General features: G+C 59.3%; 18 protein-coding genes. 9 read left to right on the top strand and 9 right to left on the bottom strand.

Features of this window, described 5'->3' with window-relative positions; translation table 11 throughout:
• The first annotated feature begins 60 nt into the window (after positions 1-60).
• The 8 genes from AC1DHT_RS25030 to cobA all read left to right on the top strand — a co-directional run bounded on the left by AC1DHT_RS25030 (position 61) and on the right by cobA (position 11,713).
• Positions 61-1,272, top strand: a complete 1,212-nt coding sequence (locus AC1DHT_RS25030; protein ID WP_427547000.1) for a CmpA/NrtA family ABC transporter substrate-binding protein — start codon at positions 61-63, stop codon at positions 1,270-1,272.
• Positions 1,273-1,287: 15 nt separating this feature from the next.
• Complete coding sequence (locus AC1DHT_RS25025; RefSeq protein WP_145015334.1) at positions 1,288-1,863, top strand: ANTAR domain-containing response regulator; 576 nt, start codon at positions 1,288-1,290, stop codon at positions 1,861-1,863.
• A gap of 338 nt (positions 1,864-2,201) precedes the next feature.
• The gene (locus tag AC1DHT_RS25020; RefSeq protein ID WP_216744927.1) at positions 2,202-3,413 is read left to right on the top strand and encodes a nitrate/nitrite transporter; all 1,212 of its coding nucleotides are present in this window, start codon (positions 2,202-2,204) and stop codon (positions 3,411-3,413) included.
• Positions 3,414-3,420: 7 nt separating this feature from the next.
• Entirely contained in the window at positions 3,421-5,091 is a 1,671-nt protein-coding gene (locus AC1DHT_RS25015) for a bifunctional protein-serine/threonine kinase/phosphatase (RefSeq protein WP_427546997.1), read from the top strand.
• A 353-nt stretch (positions 5,092-5,444) separates the two neighbouring features.
• The gene (gene nirB / locus AC1DHT_RS25010; RefSeq protein ID WP_054593245.1) at positions 5,445-7,898 is read left to right on the top strand and encodes a nitrite reductase large subunit NirB; all 2,454 of its coding nucleotides are present in this window, start codon (positions 5,445-5,447) and stop codon (positions 7,896-7,898) included.
• Positions 7,895-8,212, top strand: coding sequence for a nitrite reductase small subunit NirD (nirD, locus tag AC1DHT_RS25005; RefSeq protein ID WP_103315371.1), 318 nt, complete (start codon positions 7,895-7,897; stop codon positions 8,210-8,212). Before nirB ends, nirD begins: the two co-directional genes overlap by 4 nt.
• Entirely contained in the window at positions 8,212-10,929 is a 2,718-nt protein-coding gene (locus tag AC1DHT_RS25000) for a nitrate reductase (protein WP_427546992.1), read from the top strand. The genes nirD and AC1DHT_RS25000 overlap by 1 nt, the downstream gene beginning before the upstream one ends.
• 10 nt (positions 10,930-10,939) lie before the next feature.
• Positions 10,940-11,713: a uroporphyrinogen-III C-methyltransferase gene (gene cobA / locus AC1DHT_RS24995; RefSeq protein WP_427546990.1), complete on the top strand. Its 774-nt coding sequence runs from the start codon at positions 10,940-10,942 to the stop codon at positions 11,711-11,713.
• Between the two features lie 106 nt (positions 11,714-11,819).
• Here cobA and AC1DHT_RS24990 read toward each other — a convergent pair whose 3' ends face one another.
• The 9 genes from AC1DHT_RS24990 to ppsA all read right to left on the bottom strand — a co-directional run bounded on the left by AC1DHT_RS24990 (position 11,820) and on the right by ppsA (position 20,183).
• Positions 11,820-12,794, bottom strand: a complete 975-nt coding sequence (locus AC1DHT_RS24990) for an OmpA family protein (protein WP_054593249.1) — start codon at positions 12,792-12,794, stop codon at positions 11,820-11,822.
• A 107-nt stretch (positions 12,795-12,901) separates the two neighbouring features.
• On the bottom strand, positions 12,902-13,492 hold the full coding sequence (gene sigX, locus AC1DHT_RS24985; RefSeq protein ID WP_427528225.1) for an RNA polymerase sigma factor SigX: 591 nt from the start codon (positions 13,490-13,492) through the stop codon (positions 12,902-12,904).
• A 90-nt stretch (positions 13,493-13,582) separates the two neighbouring features.
• Complete coding sequence (locus AC1DHT_RS24980; protein ID WP_008048604.1) at positions 13,583-14,407, bottom strand: mechanosensitive ion channel family protein; 825 nt, start codon at positions 14,405-14,407, stop codon at positions 13,583-13,585.
• A gap of 2 nt (positions 14,408-14,409) precedes the next feature.
• The gene (locus AC1DHT_RS24975; protein ID WP_054593251.1) at positions 14,410-14,655 is read right to left on the bottom strand and encodes a hypothetical protein; all 246 of its coding nucleotides are present in this window, start codon (positions 14,653-14,655) and stop codon (positions 14,410-14,412) included.
• Between the two features lie 63 nt (positions 14,656-14,718).
• On the bottom strand, positions 14,719-15,714 hold the full coding sequence (locus tag AC1DHT_RS24970) for a zinc transporter ZntB (RefSeq protein WP_427540247.1): 996 nt from the start codon (positions 15,712-15,714) through the stop codon (positions 14,719-14,721).
• A gap of 26 nt (positions 15,715-15,740) precedes the next feature.
• Positions 15,741-16,232 (bottom strand): ribonuclease E activity regulator RraA, encoded by a 492-nt coding sequence (gene rraA / locus AC1DHT_RS24965; protein ID WP_427540250.1) that lies wholly within the window; start codon positions 16,230-16,232, stop codon positions 15,741-15,743.
• Between the two features lie 90 nt (positions 16,233-16,322).
• The gene (locus AC1DHT_RS24960) at positions 16,323-16,622 is read right to left on the bottom strand and encodes a Rieske (2Fe-2S) protein (protein ID WP_427540253.1); all 300 of its coding nucleotides are present in this window, start codon (positions 16,620-16,622) and stop codon (positions 16,323-16,325) included.
• Between the two features lie 100 nt (positions 16,623-16,722).
• Positions 16,723-17,712 (bottom strand): alpha/beta fold hydrolase, encoded by a 990-nt coding sequence (locus AC1DHT_RS24955; RefSeq protein WP_427540256.1) that lies wholly within the window; start codon positions 17,710-17,712, stop codon positions 16,723-16,725.
• 95 nt (positions 17,713-17,807) lie between these two features.
• Positions 17,808-20,183, bottom strand: coding sequence for a phosphoenolpyruvate synthase (gene ppsA, locus AC1DHT_RS24950; RefSeq protein ID WP_427540259.1), 2,376 nt, complete (start codon positions 20,181-20,183; stop codon positions 17,808-17,810).
• A 176-nt stretch (positions 20,184-20,359) separates the two neighbouring features.
• Between ppsA and ppsR the strand changes: the two genes are divergently transcribed.
• On the top strand, positions 20,360-21,178 hold the full coding sequence (gene ppsR, locus AC1DHT_RS24945) for a posphoenolpyruvate synthetase regulatory kinase/phosphorylase PpsR (RefSeq protein WP_427540262.1): 819 nt from the start codon (positions 20,360-20,362) through the stop codon (positions 21,176-21,178).
• The last annotated feature ends 129 nt before the right edge of the window (positions 21,179-21,307 follow it).

Genomic DNA, 21,307 nt, shown 5'->3' with positions numbered 1-21,307 from the left:
TGGCCTGGTTTGCACATGGGGCCTGGGTACGGCGCTTTTTTCATGCAAGGTGCTTATGTGATGACTGAACCTGAAGCAGGACCGCTGGCCTGGGTCAATGGCAGCGATGCCCCGGAAAAGACCGCGATCAACCTCGGTTTCATGGCCCTGAGCGACTGCGCATCCGTGGTGGTTGCGGCGACTCAGGGCTTCGCCCAACCCTACGGGTTGACCCTGAACCTCAAGCGCCAGTCGTCGTGGGCCAACCTGCGGGACAAACTGGTCAGTGGCGAACTGGATGCCGCCCACAGCCTCTATGGTTTGATCTATGCGGTGCATCTGGGCATCGGCGGCGTCGCCGCGACGGACATGGCCGTGCTGATGGGGCTGAACCAGAACGGCCAGAGCATCAACCTTTCTCATGGCCTGCAAGGGCTAGGCGTGACCGGTCCTGAAGCGCTGGACCGTCACGTGCACCAAAGTCGCCCAAAACTCACCTTCGCCCAGACCTTCCCTACCGGCACCCACGCCATGTGGTTGTATTACTGGCTGGCGAGCCAGGGCATCCATCCGTTGCAGGATGTCGACAGCGTCGTGGTGCCACCGCCACAAATGGTCGCGCACTTGCAGGCCGGACGAATCGACGGTTTCTGCGTCGGCGAACCCTGGAGCGCCCGTGCGGTGAAGCAGAACCTCGGCTTCACCCTGGCGACAAGCCAGACCATCTGGCCCGACCACCCGGAAAAAGTTCTTGGCTGCACCCGCGCCTTCATCGAGCAATACCCGAACACCGCACGAGCGCTGGTCATGGCGATCCTTGAGGCCAGTCGTTTCATTGAACAAAGCACGGAAAACCGCCGCAGCACCGCGCAACTGTTGAGTGCTACCGAATACCTGGACGCACCGCTCGACTGCATCGAACCGCGCCTGCTGGGCGATTATGCCGACGGTCTGGGCAATCGCTGGCAGGACCCTCACGCGCTGCGCTTCCATGGCGGCGGCGAGGTCAACCTGCCGTACCTTTCCGACGGTATGTGGTTCATGACTCAATTCCGGCGTTGGGGCTTGCTGCGCGAAGACCCGGACTATCTGCAGGTGGCGCGTCAGGTCCAGCAACTTGGCGTCTATCGCGATGCCGCCAGCGCGCTGGGGATCGCGGTCCGGGATCAGGAAATGCGCAGCAGCCAGTTGATCGACGGTAAAATATGGAATGGCTCGGACCCGGCGGCGTATGCCCGCAGCTTCAAGCTGCACGCCATGGCCGACACCCCCGCTCTTCTCGCCCGCCGCTGACAGGAGGCTGCAAATATGTTGCGTATCCTGCTGATCAACGACACGGCGAAAAAGGTCGGGCGGCTCAAGGCCGCGCTGACCGAAGCCGGGTTTGAGGTGATCGATGAATCAGGCCTGACCATCGACCTGCCTGCGCGCGTCGAAACGGTGCGTCCGGACGTGATCCTGATCGATACCGAGTCACCGAGCCGTGATGTGCTGGAGCAAGTAGTGCTGGTCAGCCGCGACCAGCCTCGGCCGATCGTGATGTTCACCGACGAGCACGACCCGGACGTGATGCGCCAGGCGATCAAGTCCGGCGTCAGCGCCTATATCGTCGAAGGCATTCATGCCGCGCGCCTGCAACCGATCCTCGACGTGGCCATGGCACGCTTTGAAAGCGATCAGGCCTTGCGTGCCCAACTCCAGGCCCGCGACCAGCAACTGGCCGAGCGCAAGCGCATCGAACTGGCCAAGGGCTTGCTGATGAAAATGAAGGACTGCAATGAAGAACAGGCCTACACCCTGATGCGCCGTCAGGCCATGAGCCGCCAACAGAAGCTGATCCAGGTGGCCGAGCAGATCATTGCCATGAGCGAGCTGCTGGGCTGACCCTTCTAGCGCCTGTTGGGGCGCCCATCGCGAGCAGGCTCGCTCCCACAAGGAAATTGCGTCGTACACAAATCAACTGTGGGAGCGAGCCTGCTCGCGATTGGCCGCGACTCGGTTTCGTCTGTTGGCACAGATCTCGCTAAGTAAACCGCACAGGTAGCCAACGGCGGTTGCCCCACCTACGACAAAGACGTCGCATACCCCTTTCGCGCAAGTGCAGCGGGTTGCGGCGTTTTTTCGTTTTGGCCCCACAGCCCGGGGCCGGTGGTGCGGCCGTCGCGGCGCGCCACCGCAAAGCTCATGACTCCCTTCGAGACTCTTTACAGCTGAGGTGCGCGATGAATTCAAGCTTCTGGAAATCCGGCCATACCCCGACACTCTTCTCGGCCTTTCTGTATTTCGACCTGAGCTTCATGGTCTGGTACTTGCTCGGCCCGCTGGCGGTGCAAATCGCCGCCGACTTGCACCTGACTACCCAGCAACGCGGGCTCGTGGTGGCCACGCCGATTCTGGCCGGGGCGTTCTTGCGCTTCGTGATGGGACTGCTGGCAGACCGTCTGTCACCGAAAACCGCCGGGCTGATCGGTCAGGTCATCGTGATTTGCGCCCTGTTCGGCGCCTGGAAACTCGGCATCCACAGCTACGAACAAGCGCTGCTGCTGGGCCTGTTCCTCGGCATGGCCGGCGCCTCGTTCGCGGTCGCCCTGCCCCTGGCTTCGCAGTGGTATCCACCACAGCATCAAGGCAAGGCGATGGGCATCGCCGGCGCGGGCAACTCGGGCACGGTGTTCGCCGCGCTGATCGCCCCGATGCTGGCGGCCTCATTTGGCTGGAGCAACGTCTTTGGCTTCGCATTGATCCCACTGATACTGACGCTGATCATCTTCGCCTGGCTGGCGAAAAACGCACCTGAACGGCCGAAAGCCAAATCCATGACTGACTACCTCAAGGCCCTCGGTGACCGCGACAGCTGGTGGTTCATGTTTTTCTACAGCGTGACCTTCGGTGGTTTCATCGGCCTGGCCAGCGCCCTGCCCGGCTACTTCAACGACCAATACGGCCTGAGCCCGGTCACCGCCGGCTACTACACCGCAGCTTGCGTGTTCGGCGGCAGTTTGATGCGGCCACTCGGTGGCGCACTGGCGGATCGTTTCGGTGGCATTCGCACCTTGCTGGTGATGTACACACTGGCCGCGACCTGCATTGCTGCCGTGGGTTTCAACCTGCCCAGCTCCTACGCTGCACTGGCACTGTTCGTCTGCACCATGCTCGGCCTTGGCGCGGGTAACGGCGCGGTGTTCCAGCTGGTGCCACAACGCTTTCGCCGCGAAATCGGCGTGATGACCGGGTTGATCGGCATGGCAGGCGGCATCGGCGGTTTCGCCCTCGCGGCAGGCATGGGTGCGATCAAGCAAAGCACCGGCAGCTATCAACTGGCCTTGTGGCTGTTCGCGAGTCTCGGTGTTCTGGCCTGGTTTGGCCTGCACGGGGTCAAGCGCCGCTGGAGAACCACCTGGGGTTCGGCTGCTGTGACCGCCGCGCGGGTATGATGCACCAATGAGCCTGCAATTGAGCTTCGCCGAGGCCAGCGCCATCGGCCCACGGGACGAAAACCAGGACGCCCTGCGCCTGGTCACGCCCGCCGCTGAACTGGCGGCGAGCAAGGGGTTTCTGTTCGCCATCGCCGACGGCGTCAGTCAATGCGCCGATGGCGGGCTCGCAGCCAGGGCAACCTTGCAGGCCCTGGCCCTCGATTACTACGCCACTCCGCAAACCTGGGCTGTGGCGCAAGCGCTGGACCGCCTGTTGCTAGCGCAAAATCGCTGGTTGCAGGCCAATGGCGGCGGCCAGCCATTACTCACCACCGTCAGCGCGCTGGTGCTACGCGGTCGTCGCTTCACGTTGGCGCACGTTGGCGATTGTCGGGTGTATCGCTGGCACGCCGACCAGTTGCAGCGCATCACTGAGGACCACGTCTGGGAACAACCGGGCATGCAGCATGTGCTCAAGCGCGCATTGGGACTGGATCAGCATCTGGTGCTGGATTTTCTCGACGGCGAATTGCGCGCCGGCGAGAGTTTCGTCCTGTTGAGCGACGGCGTTTGGGCGACGCTGGGCGACACCGCCATCGCGGCCATTCTGCGCGATCAACCCGACCTCGACAGCGCGGCACAAACCCTGGTCAACGCCGCTCACCTGGCCGGCAGTCAGGACAACGCCAGCGCGCTGCTGGTGCGGGTCGACACCCTCGGTGAAACAAGCATTGGCGATACGCTGATCCAACTGCAGCAATGGCCATTGCCACCGCCGCTCAAACCCGGTCAGGTCTTCGAGGGCTGGCACGTCGAAAGACTGCTCGGGCAGAGTCAGCAGTCGCTGATTTACCGTGTCCATGATGGGCAGCAACAGCCCTGGCTACTGAAAACACTCCCCTCACAGTTGAACAACGACACAAAGGCCGCTCAGGCTCTGCTCTCTGAAGAGTGGTTTCTCAAACGTGTTGCCGGTCGCAGCTTTCCGGAAGTTCACCCAGCGGCGCAACGTCAACACCTGTATTACGTGATGCGCGAGTATCCGGGGGTGACCCTGGCCGAGCTGTTCGCACAAAACGGCCCGTTGCCGCTGCCCCAATGGCAACAACTGGCCGAACGTTTGCTGCGGGCGGTGGGCATGCTGCATCGGCGGCAGATTTTCCATCGCGACATCAAACCGGAAAACCTGCTGCTGTCTGAGGACGGTGAGTTACGGCTGCTGGATTTCGGCCTGGCGTACTGCACCGGCTTATCCGAAGACCAATCCAACGCGCTGCCGGGCACCCCGAGCTATATCGCCCCGGAAGCGTTCAACGGGACTCCACCAACACCACAACAGGATCTGTATGCCGTCGGTGTGACGCTTTATTACCTGGCCACCGGGCATTATCCCTACGGGGAAATCGAAGCCTTTCAACGTCCGCGCTTTGGCTCGCCCGTCGCAGCCAACCGCTATCGGCCGGATTTGCCGGACTGGCTCGGGCAAAGCCTGGAACGTGCGGTATGTGCCGACCCGGCGCAACGCTATGAAACGGCGGAGGAATGGTTGCTGCTGCTGGAACAAGGCGAACGGCGCAGTTTGAGCGTACGACCCAGGCCGTTGCTGGAACGTGAACCGTTGAAGGTGTGGCGGACCCTGGCGCTGGTGTCGTTGTTGATCAATCTGGTGCTGTTGTATCTGGCATTTCATACCTGACGCCTTGCTTTACGTAGCAGTTGGCGCAGCCTGCTGCTACAGGGATTTGTCGCGCCAATTGCGGGCGGCGCGCTTTGATTTGGTGCAAAAAGCTCCAACCCGACACTGCTTAACGAAGCGAAACCCAACAAAACCGCGCCCTCCGCCGATTTGGCACGACCACTGCATTACCTTTTCCAACAGACATAAAGCCCGGCCTTCAACGACGAAGGGCGTGCTTCCCGAGAGAACGGGACCAGGACAAAGGCGTCCTCGCTAGGTAACTAGCGGGACGCCTTTTTTTGTTTGCGCAAAATTTGTCGAGCCAGCCTGACCGCCCTGATGAGGCAAGCCTGAGCTCCCCGGAGAACCTGATGAAAAAACTAAAACTGGTGATGATCGGCAATGGCATGGCCGGGGTTCGCACCCTGGAAGAATTGCTCAAGCTGAGCAGCGAGCTGTATGACATCACGGTCTTCGGTGCCGAGCCCCATACCAACTACAACCGCATTCTGCTTTCGCCGGTGCTGGCGGGTGAGCAGACCTTTGAAGAGATCGTGCTTAACGATCTTGATTGGTACCTGGAAAACAACATCAAACTGCTGCTCAACCGCAAGGTAGTGGAAATCGACCGGGTCAAACGCCGGGTCATCGCCGAAGACGGCAGCGAAGCCGAATACGACCGGCTGCTGATCGCTACCGGCTCGACGCCGTTTATCCTGCCGATTCCGGGCAATACCCTGGAAGGCGTCATCGGTTACCGCGACATCGCCGACACCCAGGTCATGATCGACACCGCGAAGACCCACAAGCACGCGGTAGTCATCGGCGGCGGCCTGCTCGGCCTTGAAGCGGCCAATGGGCTGATGCTGCGCGGCATGCACGTGACCGTGGTGCACCTCGGCGAGTGGTTGCTGGAGCGGCAACTGGACAAAACCAGCGGCCAGCTGCTGCAAACTGCCCTGGAAGGACGCGGCTTGCACTTTCGCCTGTGCGAACAGACCCAGGCCCTGCACGACGCCGGCAATGGCCGGGTCGGCTCGGTGCAGTTCAAGAACGGCGACATCATTCCCGCTGACCTGGTGGTGATGGCTGCCGGCATTCGCCCCAATACCGAACTCGCGGAAAAATCCGGCATCCCGTGCAACCGCGGGATTCTGGTCAACGACACCCTGCAAACCTATGACCCGCGCATCTATGCGATCGGCGAATGCGCCAGTCACCGCGGCATCGCCTACGGCCTGGTAGCGCCACTGTTCGAGCAGGCCAAGGTCTGCGCCAACCACTTGGCGCAACTGGGGTTTGCCCGCTATTCGGGCTCGGTGACCTCGACCAAGTTGAAAGTCACCGGCATCGATCTGTTCTCCGCTGGCGACTTCATGGGCGGCGAAGGCACCGAAACCATCACCCTCTCCGACCCGATCGGCGGGGTCTATAAAAAACTGGTGATCAAGGATGACGTGCTGGTCGGTGCCTGTCTGTACGGCGACACCGCGGATGGCGGCTGGTATTTCCGGCAGATTCGCGAGAACCACGCCATCGGCGAGATCCGCGATCACCTGATGTTCGGCGAAAACGCTCTGGGGGATGTAGGCCATCAAGGCCAGGACAAAGCCATGAGCATGGCTGATAACGCCGAAGTCTGCGGTTGCAATGGCGTCTGCAAGGGCACCATCGTCAAGGCGATTCAGGAACACGGGCTGTTCAGCGTCGACGAGGTCAAGAAACACACCAAAGCGGCCAGCTCCTGCGGCTCCTGCGCCGGATTGGTGGAACAGATCCTGATCAACACCGTCGGCGGCGCGGCGGACGTCAAACCGAAAAGTGAAAAAGCCATCTGCGGTTGCAGCGACCTCAACCACGGACAGATCCGCCAGGCGATCCGCGAAGAGCATCTGCTGACCATCGCCGGGACCATGAGCTACCTCAACTGGCGCACCCCGAATGGCTGCGCCACCTGCCGCCCGGCGCTCAATTACTACCTGATTTCCACATGGCCAGGCGAGGCCAAGGACGATCCGCAATCACGGCTGATCAACGAACGTGCCCACGCCAACATCCAGAAAGACGGCACCTACTCTGTAGTCCCTCGGATGTGGGGTGGTGTGACCAATCCTTCGGAGCTGCGGCGTATTGCCGATGTGGCAGACAAGTACAACGTGCCCATGGTCAAGGTCACGGGCGGCCAGCGCATCGACTTGCTGGGGATCAAGAAGCAGGATCTGCCCGGCGTCTGGAAGGACCTCGACATGCCGTCCGGCCATGCCTACGGTAAATCGATCCGCACGGTCAAAACCTGCGTCGGCAGCGAGTTCTGCCGCTTCGGCACGCAAAACTCCACGCAACTGGGCATCGAACTGGAGCATGACCTGTTCAACATGTGGTCGCCGCACAAGGTCAAGCTGGCGGTCTCTGGTTGCCCGCGCAACTGCTCGGAAGCCGGGATCAAGGACGTAGGAATCATCGGCGTCGACTCGGGTTGGGAGATGTACATCGGCGGCAATGGCGGGATCAAAACCGAGGTCGCGGAATTCTTCGTCAAACTGAAAACCGCCGAAGAGGTGCGCGAGTACAACGGCGCGTTCCTGCAGCTGTACCGCGAAGAAGCCTTCTACCTCGAGCGCACCGTGCACTACCTGCAACGGGTCGGCATGGAGCACATCAAGAAAGCCGTACTGGAAGACCCGGAGCGCCGTAAAGCGCTCAACGACCGGCTGCAATTCTCCCTGTCGTTCGAGCAGGACCCATGGAAAGAACGCCTTGAGCAGCCATTGCTGAAGAAGGAGTTCGATGTCATCCCCGTGAAAAACCTGGAGGTGCCGGCATGAACTGGCTGGATATCTGCGCACTGGAAGAAATCAACGCCCTGGGCTCGCGCATCGTCAGCGGCCCCAAAGGTGACATCGCGATTTTTCGCACCAGCGACGACGAGGTTTTCGCGCTTGACGACCGCTGCCCACACAAGGGCGGACCGCTGTCCCAGGGGCTGATCTACGGTAAACGCGTCGCTTGCCCGTTGCACAACTGGCAGATCGACCTGGAGTCCGGTGAGGCCCTGGCGCCTGATGTCGGCTGCGCTCATCACCATCCGGCACGGGTGGAGAACGGTCGGGTCATGCTGGCTCTGCGGGAAGCAGGCTGATGAGCCGCCAGACGACCGCCTCGACCTGCTGTTATTGCGGGGTGGGCTGCGGCGTACTGATCGAGCATGACGGCGAGCAGATCCTCGGCGTCAGCGGCGACCCGACGCACCCGGCCAACTTCGGCAAGTTGTGCAGCAAAGGCTCGACCCTGCACCTCACCGGCGACCTCGCGGCACGGGCGCTGTACCCGGAACTGCGCCTCGGCAAAGGTATGGCCCGCAGCCGTACCGATTGGGACACCGCCCTCGATCACGCCACCAGCGTTTTCGCCGACACCATCGCCGAGCACGGCCCGGACAGTGTGGCGTTCTATATCTCCGGGCAATTGCTGACGGAAGACTATTACGCCTTCAACAAGTTGGCCCGGGCGCTGGTTGGCACCAACAACATCGACAGTAATTCGCGACTCTGCATGTCGTCGGCGGTGGTCGGCTACAAGCGCAGCCTGGGCGCCGACGCCCCGCCGTGCAGCTATGAAGACCTTGAGCTGAGCGATTGCGTGATGATTGTCGGCAGCAACATGGCCTACGCCCATCCGGTGCTGTTTCGCCGACTGGAAGAAGCCAAATCCCGCCGACCACAGATGAAAGTCATCGTCATCGACCCTCGACGCACTGACACCTGTGATCTTGCCGACCTGCACCTGGCCATTCTGCCGGGCACCGATGTCGCGCTGTTCCACGGAATTTTGCACCTGCTGTTGTGGGAAGACTGGGTCGACCGTGAGTTCATCAAGGCGCACACCGAAGGCTTGGCCGAGCTGAAAAGCCTGGTACGCGATTACACCCCGCAAATGGTCGCGCAACTTTGCGGGATCAGCGTTGAACAGCTGCAGCAATGCGCCGAGTGGGTCGGCACCTCAAGCAGTTTTCTCTCGCTATGGTGCATGGGGCTGAACCAGTCCACTGTCGGCAGCGCAAAAAACAGTGCACTGATCAACCTGCACCTGGCCACCGGGCAAATCGGTCGGCCGGGCGCCGGCCCCTTCTCGCTTACCGGTCAGCCGAATGCCATGGGCGGGCGCGAAACCGGCAGTTTGTCGAACTTGCTGCCTGGCCATCGCGAAGCAGCCAATGCGCAACATCGCGCCGAAGTGGCGGCTTACTGGGGTGTCGAAAAACTACCTGACACCACCGGGCTAACCGCCATTGAACTGTTCGAACAGGTCCAGAGCGGCAAGATCAAAGCATTGTGGATCGCCTGCACCAACCCTGCGCAGTCRCTGCCGGATCAGCAAACCGTGCGCGCTGCATTGCGGGCTTGCCCATTCGTGGTGCTGCAAGAAGCCTTTCGTACCACCGAAACCGCACCCTTCGCTGACCTGCTGCTGCCAGCCGCCAGTTGGGGTGAGAAAGAAGGCACCGTGACCAACTCCGAACGGCGGATTTCCCACGTTCGCCGCGCCATAAGCGCACCGGGTGAAGCGCGCCCGGACTGGGCGATCACAGTGGATTTCGCACAACGCCTGGAGCGGCGCCTGCGTCCAGGACAGCCCAGCCTGTTTACTTTCGAACAACCGGCGCAGGTCTTCGATGAATACAAACAACTGACACGCGGACGCGATCTGGACCTCTGCGGGATCAGCCATGCGCTGCTCGATCGCCTCGGCCCGCAGCAATGGCCGTTCCCGGACGGCGCCTCGAGCGGAACGCCACGGCTTTACGCGGACGGGATTTTCCCTACCGAGAGCGGCCGTGCACAGTTTGTCGCCGATCCATATCGCGCGGCCAAAGAGCAGCGTGACGCACGCTTTCCGCTGACCCTGATCACCGGGCGCCTGCGCGATCAATGGCATGGCATGAGCCGCACCGGCACGGCTGCACAATTGTTCGGCCATGTCAGCGAAGCCCTGTTGAGCCTGCACCCTGATGAACTGCGTCGGTATCGGCTGCAGACCGGCGACCTGGTCAACCTCAAAAGCCGTCGAGGCAGCGTGATCGTCGCCGTTGGCAGTGATGACAGTGTGCGCCCGGGCCAGGCGTTTCTGCCGATGCACTGGGGAGACCGTTTCCTCAAGGGTGGCGTCAATACGCTCACGCAGCCGGCGTTCGATCCTCTGTCGAAACAACCTGAACTCAAGCACAGCGGCGTGCGAATCGAGCCAGTAAAACTGCCATGGCATTTGTTTGCACTGGTTGAGGGCGATGTTCAGCAGCATTTCGAGACCTTACGACCGCTATGTGAGGACTTTGCCTACGTCAGCCTCAGCCTGGCCGGCCGTGAACGCCCTGCGCTGCTGATACGCGCTGCCAGCGCCCAGGCGCCCGACCCACAATGGCTGCATGACATCGATCAACAACTGGGACTCAACGATGGCCCGGTCCTGGCTTACGACGATCCACGGCGTGCCATTGGCAAACGCGTACGCATCGAACAGGGCCGGATTACCGCCATTCGCCTGGCCGGTGAAACCCTTGCACAACACTGGCTGCAAAACCTCTGGCTGGAAGGCCGCGCCGACGAACAACTGCGGCGCTGGCTCTTGGCGCCGTTGAGCACGCCACCCGGCAGTGCGGGCTCATCCGTCAGTGCCACGAAAACTCTGTGCAATTGCAAGAACGTCAGCGAAAGCGCGGTGTGCGCCGGCATTCGCAGTGGCCTGGATTTGCAGGGTCTGAAACAACAACTCGGTTGCGGCACGCAATGCGGCTCCTGTGTCCCGGAAATCAAGCGTCTGTTGGCGGCCAGCGTGCAGCCCATCGCAATCACCTCGTGAGGAATAGAACATGAGCGCAAAAGTCTGGTTGGTGGGTGCAGGTCCGGGTGACCCTGAATTGCTGACCCTCAAAGCTGTACGGGCGCTGAACGAAGCCGATGTGGTGCTGATCGATGACCTGGTCAACGACGCGGTGCTGGTGCATTGCCCGCAGGCACGAATCATTGCGGTCGGCAAACGTGGTGGCTGTCGCTCTACCCCACAGGCGTTCATTCATCGCTTGATGCTGCGTTATGCCCGCCAAGGCAAGTGCGTGGTACGGCTCAAGGGTGGCGATCCGTGCATTTTCGGACGCGGCGGCGAAGAAGCGCAGTGGCTGCGCGAGCGCGAGATTGAAGTGGAGTTGGTCAATGGCATCACCGCAGGCCTGGCCGGCGCAACGCAATGCGATATTTCGCTGACCCTGCGCGGCGTCGCCCGCGGCGTAACCCTGGTCACCGCGCACACTCAGGACGACAGCGAGCTTAATTGGCGAGCCTTGGCCCAAAGTGGTACGACGCTGGTGATTTACATGGGCGTGGCGAAATTGAGCTCAATTGGCGAGCAATTGCTTGCCGGTGGGATGGCGGCAGATACGCCCGTGGCGATGATTGAAAATGCTTCACTGCCCCACCAGCGCGAATGCCGGAGCAACCTGACAGCGATGCAGGAAGATGCCCACAACTTCCAACTGAAAAGCCCGGCGATCCTGGTGATCGGTGCGGTGGCTGCCAGTGACAATGTTAAAAGATCGCAGCCTGCAACAGCTTCCAGAGAAGAGTTCTGGAACGCTAACCTCGCATAAGTGCCCTTGAAGGCTCGGACCGCGTTTGGACGATTCTTCCAAAAAGCTAAATCGCAGACAAAGAAAAGCCCGGCCTAAGCCGGGCTTTTCCGAACTACCAGGCTAATTACTTAGCGGTAGCTTCAACCTGCGCTTCTACGCGACGGTTTGCAGCGCGGCCAGCTTCAGTGCTGTTGTCAGCAATTGGGCGGGACTTGCCATAACCAACCGAGTGAACGCGGTTAGCTTCAACGCCATCTTTGACCAGGACTTGCTTAACAGCGTCAGCACGACGCTGGGACAGCTTCTGGTTGTAAGCGTCAGGACCGACGTTGTCGGTGTGACCTTCAACTACGGTGGTGGTGTTCGGGTACTGCTTCATGAAGTCAGCCAGGTTCTTCACGTCGCCGTAGCTGTTTGGCTTGACAACAGCCTTGTTGAAGTCGAATTTCACGTCCAGTTGAACGCGAACAACTTCAGCAACTGGAGCTTCTGCAACTGGCTCTGGAGCCGGTGCCGGAGCTACTGGAGCTGGAGCAACTTTACCGCCAGTGCCGCCGAAGTTAACGCCCAGGCCGATCAGAGCCTGGTAGTCCCAACGACCGCTGTCCAGCTTGTAGTCGGCTTCAACGCCAGCACGAGCGTACAGGTTGTCGGTCATGTACCACTTGGCGCCAGCACCAGTGGTCAGGTAGGTGGACTTGTCACGACCAGTGTGACCGTCAGCAGCGACGTTGGTCATGCTGCCGTGAGATACACCGCCTTCAACGTAAGGACGGATAGCGTCGCCTACGGTACCGAAGTGGTACTGGGATTTCAGACCGAAGTGATCGCCTTTGATCCGCTGGTTGCCAGTATCGGTGTCCGAACGGGTGTATTCGTCTTTGCGATAGGTCGCGTTCACAGACACGTCATCGGTCAGGAAGTAGCCGATCGAGACGCCAGGAGTGCGGCCGTTCTCGTAGGAATCGACGCTGTGGTTCCAGGTTTTGCCCCAGAATGCTTCCCCTTCGACCGCGCCTTGGCCTTGTGCCAGAGCGCCGAACGAAGTAGCGGCAATAAGAGAACCAATGGCCAAGCCCAAGGTGTTTTTCAGTTTCATCCGTTAAATCCCCATCTGGTGATTGTAAAGCAGTCCCGCAAACCGGGGGACAACTCGGCGGCAAGTCTATCAGAACTTGCCTACACGTAAGAAGTATTTGCGCTGAACTAAGCCTCAGCGATGCCTGCAAATTTCTCACGCAATTTGTCAAGAGCGCGTTTGTACCGCATTTTCGTTGCACTCAAACCCATGTGCATGATGTCCGCGATCTCCTGAAACTCCAACTCTGCGACAAATCGTAGCACTAGAATTTCTCGGTCAATCGGGTTCACATACACTAACCAGCGATCAAGTCCACCCTTTTCCTCAGGTTTCGGCGCCTTCTCTTCAGACGCTTCCTCAAGGGGGTCCAGACTCAAAGCGTCCATCAAGCGACGCTTACGCCGTTCCTTCCGATACTGTGTGATGCATTCGTTGTATGTGATGCTGTAGAGCCACGTTTTGAACTTCGATTTACCCTCGAAGTTCTTCAGACCGTACAACACCTTCAACATCACTTCCTGACAGACATCATCTGCGTCACGATCGTTCCCAAGATACCGTGCACAAACGTTAAATAATGTTCTCTGATAACGCCGCATCAGCTCTTCGTAGGCGCGCGTCACGTGAAACAGCTCCGTGTGCGAGCGCGCGACCAACTCCTCATCAGAGAGCTCGCGGGGGTCGTAGCGCATGGATAGCGATTGGGCTTTATTCAAAACAAGTCGGGCCGACAGTCAGGTCAATGTCCGCCGCAGCCCATCGTATCGGGCATTTTGCGGCGGCATACATTAGCAGGGTTTGCCGGGTTAGCGGCTACTAACATGCTGTTCCAGGAGGATCCGATTGGAAAGTGAGACTAGCTCACCCTCATCGGTCAGCAATGTAGTTTTAACCGTGCCGATCTCTTCGATCTGACCTTCGACCTCACCAACACGCACTTGTTGCCCAACCTGATACAACTCACGCACATAGATTCCAGCAAGAATCTGACCGGCGATTTCCCGGCTTCCCAACCCCATGGCCAAGGCAACTGCCAGACCAACGGTAATCAAGACAATCACGATTACATGGTTCAGCAGGTCTGTTTTGACCTCAAGCTGACTGATCGCGACCGAAATACTGATGATGATCACCAGGCCCTGAGCGATACGTCCAAGGCCCGATGCGTAATCCAGCCCTACACCTTCTGCGGCGCCACGCACCAGCCCGTTGGCCAATTGTGCGAGCAATACGCCCACCAGCAACACCAGCGCGGCACCAAATACTTTCGGTAAATACAGTGCCAGCATGTCGAGCGTAGCCGAAACTCGCTCCAAGCCAAGGGATTCTGCAGCAGAAACCAGAAAAATCAGCAAAACGAACCAATAAACGATCTTGCCGATCAATGTAGAAATCGGCACCTGCAGCCCTGCGCGGGACAGCAGCTTGGTCAAGCCGGTACCGCCCATCAAGCGATCCAGACCCAGTTTTGCGAGCAATTTCGAGAGCAGGGTGTCGAGCAGCTTGGCCACGACAAAACCCAGCAGAAGCACTACCAGTGCGCCGAACAGGTTCGGAATGAAGTTCGCTACCTTGGTCCACAACGCAGTCATTGCAGTGACGAGGCTCTGAGTCCAGAGATCAAGTTCCATATTCAATCAGCCTTATCAGCAGTGCGGGCAGCAGGTTTATGACGGGAAACCGGCATGACATGGGCCGATCCGTTATTTAGGGCGATCATCAGCGCGGGCAGCCAGCGGCCCAGCAGACTGAACAGATCACCGGCACCAACCTGGCGGTTGGCGGTTTTCAGCACACGCCCCAGACAGGCATCGTCGTCACGGGTGGACGGTGATGCCTTGAGCATGTCGCGCAAGGACTGTTCAAACGGATCGTGCATACGCACCTCTCGTGATATCTGTGAAAGACGCGATCAAAATTCCTCGGGTCACATGGCTCTCCCTCATACCCAGCGCAAACGCCGGAACAACCACCACTGCCCCACCCCTACCGTCACCATCATCAGGCAGGCAATCACGAAGCCATAAGGGTTCCCGGAAAAAGGAATTCCGCCGACGTTTATTCCGAGCAAACCGGTCAGAAAACTCATCGGCAAAAAGATCCCGGTGATGATCCCGAAGCGGTACATGATGCGATTCATGTGCACGTTCAAACGCCGGTCTTCAGTCTCAAGCACCAGCCCCACGCGCTCCCGGGTCAATTCCAGCTCTTCCAGGTAACGCGTCAGGCTGTTGTTCAATTCGTTCCAGTAGTCGCCGTCATCGTCGACAAACCATGGCAGTTTTATCCTCGTCAGTTGGCCGAAGATATCCCGCTGCGGAGCAAGGAAGCGCTTCAGTCCGGCCGCTCGCCGACGGATCTGCACAATGGCGCCATGCTCCGGAGTATACCGTTCGTCGGCATCCAGCTTTTCTTCTTCGTCATCGACGATTTCGGAGAGATCGCTGACCAGATCCTGCACCTTATGGGTGAGGTACTGAGCCAGATAAAGGACCAGTTCGGAGGTGGTTTTCGGCCCCTTGCCCTCGTTCAGTTGCACCAGCAACTCATCGGTGGCGCGTAACGGGCGTAAACGCAGGGAAATGACCCGCTGAGCAGAGGCGAAGATGCGCACCGACACCATGTCTTCAGGCTCGGCACCCGGGTTGAGGTTGATTCCGCGCAAAAACAGCAACAACTCGGAGTCCGGCAGCGCCAACAGGCGCGGCCGGGTGTTCTCTTCGAGCAGCAGGTCACAGCTGAACTCGCTCAGACCGCTGGATTTACGCAACCAGGTCTGAGTTTGCGGGTGACTACGATCCCAGTGCAGCCAAAGGCTTTCATGAGGTTGCAGTTGCAGGTCATCCAGTTCAGTCCGGGCAAGCCAACGCGCACCACCTTTACCATCCAGCACCAGGGCATGCACCAGCCCCCACTGCGCGTTTTCTTCCTCGAACATCCTCACCCCTGGTTTGAATCAGCTGTTTATTCTGGCATTTTCAACGGACTTGGCGAGACGATCACGCCGTTATTGTCCGCGTAGATGTATTCACCCGGACGGAAAGTCACGCCGGCAAAGGTTACCGCAACGTTGAGGTCGCCGAGGCCACGCCTGTCGGTTTTCATCGGGTGACTGGCCAGCGCCTGCACGCCCAGGTCGGTTTGCGCAATAACGTCGACATCACGGATGCAGCCGTAGATAACCAGCCCTTCCCAACCGTTTTTCGCGGCTTTCTCGGCGATCATGTCGCCCAGCAAGGCGCGACGCAGCGAACCACCGCCATCGACCACCAGCACCTTGCCATTCCCTTTGAGCTCGGCCTGCTCCTTGACCCGTGAGTTGTCTTCGAAGCACTTGATGGTAACGATTTCGCCGCCGAAGGAGTCACGGCCACCAAAATTGCTGAACATCGGCTCCAGCACCTGCACCAGTTCCGGGTAGGCATCACACAGGTCGGGAGTGAGGTAATGGTTCATCGAGAAACTCCTGTAAGAGAGAAAGAACACGATCGTGGGCTGTCGAAAATCGCAGGGATTACGGCACCGAAACGAGTACCAGCAAAGAATTTAAACATCTATTCCGATGCGATCCCCCTCGTAAGCCACCTTCAGCATACTCAAGCTAGGACACTGTGCCTGTACCGGCACGCCGCTGGGCAACTGAAACTCGATACCGTGGCGCTGACAACGCAGGATATTTCCCGACAATGTCGCGCTGCCTAGCGGCGAGCCTTGATGTGGGCAGCTGTCTATCAGCAACAACGGCTGATTATCCAGCACCAACAACAGCAGGCTACGCCCTTCAACCTGGAACGTCCGCCGATAACCTTCATTCAGATTGATCAGACGCTCAAGAGGTACGAACATAAGGTCGACTCAACAACCGTTTGTGACCAGAACAGCTCAATGCGTCATATGTTAGCCGTTCGCTGATCAGAGCGAAACGCTCTTGTCAGAGCATTCGTACTCAGACAGCTGTCGCCACATCCGGCTTGCCCGCCAGCAACGGCGCCTGCGGGTCTGTCAGCCAGCGCTGCACCAACGGCCAGACTTCGGCCTGTGCGGCTTTGCTGACGAGCATTTCAACATGCCCGAAATTGTCCGAAAAACCCTGCTCGCGCCCCAGGCAGATGAACTGTTTGTGCTCGGAACCGATCTGATCGAACAGCTTGCGACACGCCCAATCCGGGTCCTGATGATCGCTGGTCGCGCTGACGCCCAAGACCGGCACCTGAACCTCCGCCAGCCCGGCCCACCAGTCTTTCTCGGCATCGCCAAAGCGCCCGAACAAGCCGTACCAGCGCATGCCTTCCAGAGCCAGGCCTATGGGCTCGTCCTCTGGACCGCGCTTTAGACGAGAACCGGAAATTTGCGCGAAACGCTTCAGGATAAACCGCCCGCTCCACTCCACCGGGGGAATTTTCAGCGGCCAATAAGTGCGACTGACCTGCGTACCAAAAAATGCCGCAGAGGCCACGGCAGGTTCACCCAGGTACTGACCACCCAGCGCTGCGGCCAGGGTGATGCCACCCAGTGAATGACCAATCCAGTGCGGAACCTGACCGCTTTGCTCACGAACGAATGCAGCAATCGCTGGCAAATCGTAACGGGCATAGTCGGCAACGCGGTTTTTTCGATAGTTCTGGTTGCGCTGGGACAAGCCGTGACCGCGCATTTCCGGTATCCACACATCAAAGCCGGCGCGCGCCAGATAGGCGCCCAGACCAAGGCCCTTGGGGGAAAACCAGAAACGCCGATTGGAAAAACTGCCGTGAAGCAAAATCACCGGAACGCCACGCACGGTGGGCTCATCGGCCATGCCCAGGCGGGTGACCGCCAGCTCGACAGTGCCGTCCGGGCTGTTGCCGGGTTTCAAACGGTAGACGTCCTCGCTCAGATCGCCGCGACGCTCGGCGCTGATCAAGGCGACAGGAAATAGGTTACTGCTGCTTTGCATAATGCTCTTGCACAAAAAAGGGCGGCATCCACCGGAGCCCGCCCTACTCGAATCCTAAAGGGGCCAATCATCGATCAGCCCCTTCACTCAACACATCAGACCGCAGCCTGACCTTCAGCCAGGAAGAACCAGGTTTCCAGTACGGAATCGGGGTTCAACGAAACGCTTTCGATACCCTGTTCCATCAGCCACTTGGCCAGGTCTGGGTGGTCGGAAGGGCCCTGGCCGCAAATACCGATGTATTTGCCAGCCTTGTTGCAGGCCTGAATCGCGTTGGACAGCAGCTTCTTGACCGCAGGATTACGCTCGTCGAACAGATGCGCGATGATCCCGGAGTCACGGTCCAGGCCCAGGGTCAGCTGGGTCAGGTCGTTGGAGCCGATGGAGAAACCGTCGAAGAATTCGAGGAACTCTTCAGCAAGGATCGCGTTGGACGGCAGTTCGCACATCATGATGACGCGCAGACCGTTTTCGCCACGGGCCAGGCCGTTTTCGGCCAACAGCTCCACAACCTGGCTGGCTTCGCCCAGGGTACGGACGAACGGCACCATGATTTCGACGTTGGTCAGGCCCATCTCGTTGCGCACGCGTTTCAGCGCACGGCATTCGAGTTCGAAGCAGTCACGGAACGACTCGCTGATGTAGCGCGAAGCGCCACGGAAGCCCAGCATCGGGTTTTCTTCTTCCGGCTCGTAGAGCTTGCCGCCGATCAGGTTGGCGTATTCGTTGGACTTGAAGTCCGACAGGCGCACGATGACCTTTTTCGGCCAGAACGCGGCAGCCAGGGTGCTGATACCCTCAACCAGTTTCTCGACGTAGAAGCCGACCGGATCGTTGTATCCGGCAATACGCTTGTCGACGCTTTCCTTGATGTCCAACGGCAGGCCGTCGTAGTTCAGCAGTGCTTTAGGGTGCACGCCGATCATGCGGTTGATGATGAACTCCAGACGGGCCAGGCCCACACCGGCGTTCGGCAACTGCGCGAAATCGAAGGCGCGATCCGGGTTGCCGACGTTCATCATGATTTTGAACGGCAGTTCCGGCATGGCGTCAACGGAGTTTTTCTTGATGTCGAAGCCCAACTCGCCTTCGAAGATGAAACCGGTGTCGCCTTCAGCGCAGGAAACGGTCACGCCCTGGCCGTCTTTCAACAGCTCGGTGGCATTACCGCAACCCACGACTGCCGGGATCCCCAGCTCACGCGCAATGATCGCCGCGTGGCAGGTACGGCCGCCACGGTTGGTGACGATGGCGCTGGCGCGCTTCATGACCGGTTCCCAGTCCGGGTCGGTCATGTCGGAAACCAGAACGTCGCCCGGCTGGACTTTGTCCATCTCGGAAACGTCTTTGATGATGCGGACTTTACCGGCGCCGATGCGCTGGCCGATGGCGCGACCTTCCACCAGCACGGTGCCGGTTTCTTTCAGCAGGTAACGTTCCATGACGTTGGCGTGGGTACGGCTTTTCACGGTTTCAGGGCGAGCCTGAACGATGTACAGCTTGCCGTCGTCGCCGTCTTTGGCCCATTCGATGTCCATCGGGCACTTGTAGTGCTTCTCGATGATCATCGCCTGCTTGGCCAGTTCGCTGACTTCAGCATCGGTCAGGCAGAAACGTGCACGCTCGGCCTTGTCGACATCGACAGTCTTGACCGAACGACCGGCCTTGGCCTCGTCGCCGTAGATCATCTTGATGGCTTTGCTGCCCAGGTTGCGGCGCAGGATCGCCGGACGACCGGCTGCCAGCGTGCCTTTGTGGACATAGAACTCATCCGGGTTCACCGCGCCTTGTACGACGGTTTCGCCCAGGCCATAGGCGCCGGTGATAAACACCACGTCACGGAAGCCGGATTCGGTGTCCAGGGTGAACATCACGCCGGCAGTGCCGGTTTCCGAACGGACCATGCGCTGCACGCCAGCCGACAGGGCCACCAGCTTGTGGTCGAAGCCTTGGTGCACGCGGTAGGAAATGGCACGGTCGTTGAACAGGGAAGCAAACACTTCCTTGGCAGCACGAATGACGTTTTCAACGCCGCGGATGTTCAGGAAGGTTTCCTGTTGACCGGCGAAGGACGCGTCCGGCAAGTCTTCGGCTGTTGCCGAGGAGCGCACGGCCACAGCCATGTCCGGGTTGCCGGCCGACAGCGTGGCGAACGCGGTGCGGATTTCGGTGTTGAGCTTCTCCGGGAACTCGGCCTCCATGATCCATTGACGGATTTGCGCACCGGTTTTCGCCAGGGCGTTCACGTCGTCGACGTCCAGCGCATCGAGGGCTGCGTGGATCTGGTCGTTCAAACCACTTAATTCGAGAAAATCACGATAAGCCTGAGCCGTCGTGGCGAAGCCACCCGGGACCGAGACACCGGCACCCGCAAGATTACTGATCATCTCGCCGAGGGATGCGTTCTTGCCCCCCACATGCTCCACATCATGGACGCCGAGCTTATCGAGGGAAACTACGTACTCTACCAAGGTGATCTCTCCACTAACTGTGTTGGAAAAGCTCAGGGCGCCGGCAGCTCATCAGGAGCATTTGCCAGCAATATGGCCTGGACCTGGAAAATAAGTGAGAATGCGGGCCAATCCAGGCCGACAAACCGCGCCTATCATATCCAAGAATCGTCACCAGCTTAAGGCCCAAGGCGCAAATGAAACGATCTGCTTTCTTTATCTCCGATGGCACGGGCATTACAGCCGAAACCCTGGGTCAAAGTCTGTTGGCGCAGTTCGAAAACATTACCTTCAGCAAAATCATACGACCGTACATCGACAACGTGGACAAAGCGCGGGCCATGGTACAACAAATCAATATGGCCGCCGAAAAGGACGGATTTCGTCCGATCATCTTCGACACGATCGTCAACCAGGATATTCGTGAGATCCTCGCGACCTCCAATGGTTTCATGATCGACATTTTCTCGACCTTCCTCGCGCCGCTCGAGCAGGAGTTGAGCGAACACTCGTCGTATTCGGTCGGCAAGTCCCACTCCATTGGCCACAACTCCAATTACATGGAGCGTATCGAGGCGGTGAACTTCGCCCTCGACAACGACGACGGCGCCCGCACCCACTATTACGACACGGCCGACCTGATCCTGGTCGGCGTGTCACGCTGCGGCAAAACCCCGACCTGCCTGTACATGGCCATGCAATTCGGTATTCGCGCGGCCAACTACCCGCTGACCGAAGACGACATGGAGCGCCTGCAACTGCCAGCGGTATTGCGTGCCCATAAGCACAAGCTGTTTGGCCTGACCATCGATCCGGACCGCCTCACCGCGATCCGCAATGAACGCAAGCCCAATAGCCGCTACTCGAGCTACGCCCAGTGCGAGTTCGAAGTGCGTGAAGTCGAAAACCTGTTCCGCCGCGAGAACATCGCGCACATCAACTCCACGCATTTTTCCGTGGAAGAGATTTCGGCGAAGATTCTGGTGGAAAAAGGCGTCGAGCGGCGGTTCAAGTAGCTCCTTGCTGCCAGGCCTACCGCCATCGCGAGCAGGCTCGCTCCCACATTTGATCTTCAGTGAACACGTTACTTGTGTACGACGAAGAAATAATGTGGGAGTGAGCCTGCTCACGATGAACGATAACGC

This window comes from Pseudomonas sp. 05N432 (assembly GCF_056396945.1).
The sequence above is the reverse complement of the archived record's forward strand: the minus strand, read 5'-3'. Positions and strand labels throughout refer to the sequence as shown.

Bases quoted from the DNA above. Each gene is read 5' to 3' on its own strand.
- AC1DHT_RS24970 (WP_427540247.1), bottom strand. From the start codon at position 15,714: ATGTTCGAGGAAGAAAACGCGCAGTGGGGGCTGGTGCATGCCCTGGTG.
- AC1DHT_RS24990 (WP_054593249.1), bottom strand. From the start codon at position 12,794: ATGAAACTGAAAAACACCTTGGGCTTGGCCATTGGTTCTCTTATTGCC.
- rraA (WP_427540250.1), bottom strand. From the start codon at position 16,232: ATGAACCATTACCTCACTCCCGACCTGTGTGATGCCTACCCGGAACTG.
- AC1DHT_RS24955 (WP_427540256.1), bottom strand. From the start codon at position 17,712: ATGCAAAGCAGCAGTAACCTATTTCCTGTCGCCTTGATCAGCGCCGAG.
- AC1DHT_RS25030 (WP_427547000.1), top strand. From the start codon at position 61: ATGACTGAACCTGAAGCAGGACCGCTGGCCTGGGTCAATGGCAGCGAT.
- AC1DHT_RS25015 (WP_427546997.1), top strand. From the start codon at position 3,421: ATGAGCCTGCAATTGAGCTTCGCCGAGGCCAGCGCCATCGGCCCACGG.
- ppsR (WP_427540262.1), top strand. From the start codon at position 20,360: ATGAAACGATCTGCTTTCTTTATCTCCGATGGCACGGGCATTACAGCC.
- nirD (WP_103315371.1), top strand. From the start codon at position 7,895: ATGAACTGGCTGGATATCTGCGCACTGGAAGAAATCAACGCCCTGGGC.
- AC1DHT_RS24980 (WP_008048604.1), bottom strand. From the start codon at position 14,407: ATGGAACTTGATCTCTGGACTCAGAGCCTCGTCACTGCAATGACTGCG.
- AC1DHT_RS24975 (WP_054593251.1), bottom strand. From the start codon at position 14,655: ATGCACGATCCGTTTGAACAGTCCTTGCGCGACATGCTCAAGGCATCA.
- AC1DHT_RS24960 (WP_427540253.1), bottom strand. From the start codon at position 16,622: ATGTTCGTACCTCTTGAGCGTCTGATCAATCTGAATGAAGGTTATCGG.
- nirB (WP_054593245.1), top strand. From the start codon at position 5,445: ATGAAAAAACTAAAACTGGTGATGATCGGCAATGGCATGGCCGGGGTT.
- cobA (WP_427546990.1), top strand. From the start codon at position 10,940: ATGAGCGCAAAAGTCTGGTTGGTGGGTGCAGGTCCGGGTGACCCTGAA.
- AC1DHT_RS25025 (WP_145015334.1), top strand. From the start codon at position 1,288: ATGTTGCGTATCCTGCTGATCAACGACACGGCGAAAAAGGTCGGGCGG.
- AC1DHT_RS25020 (WP_216744927.1), top strand. From the start codon at position 2,202: ATGAATTCAAGCTTCTGGAAATCCGGCCATACCCCGACACTCTTCTCG.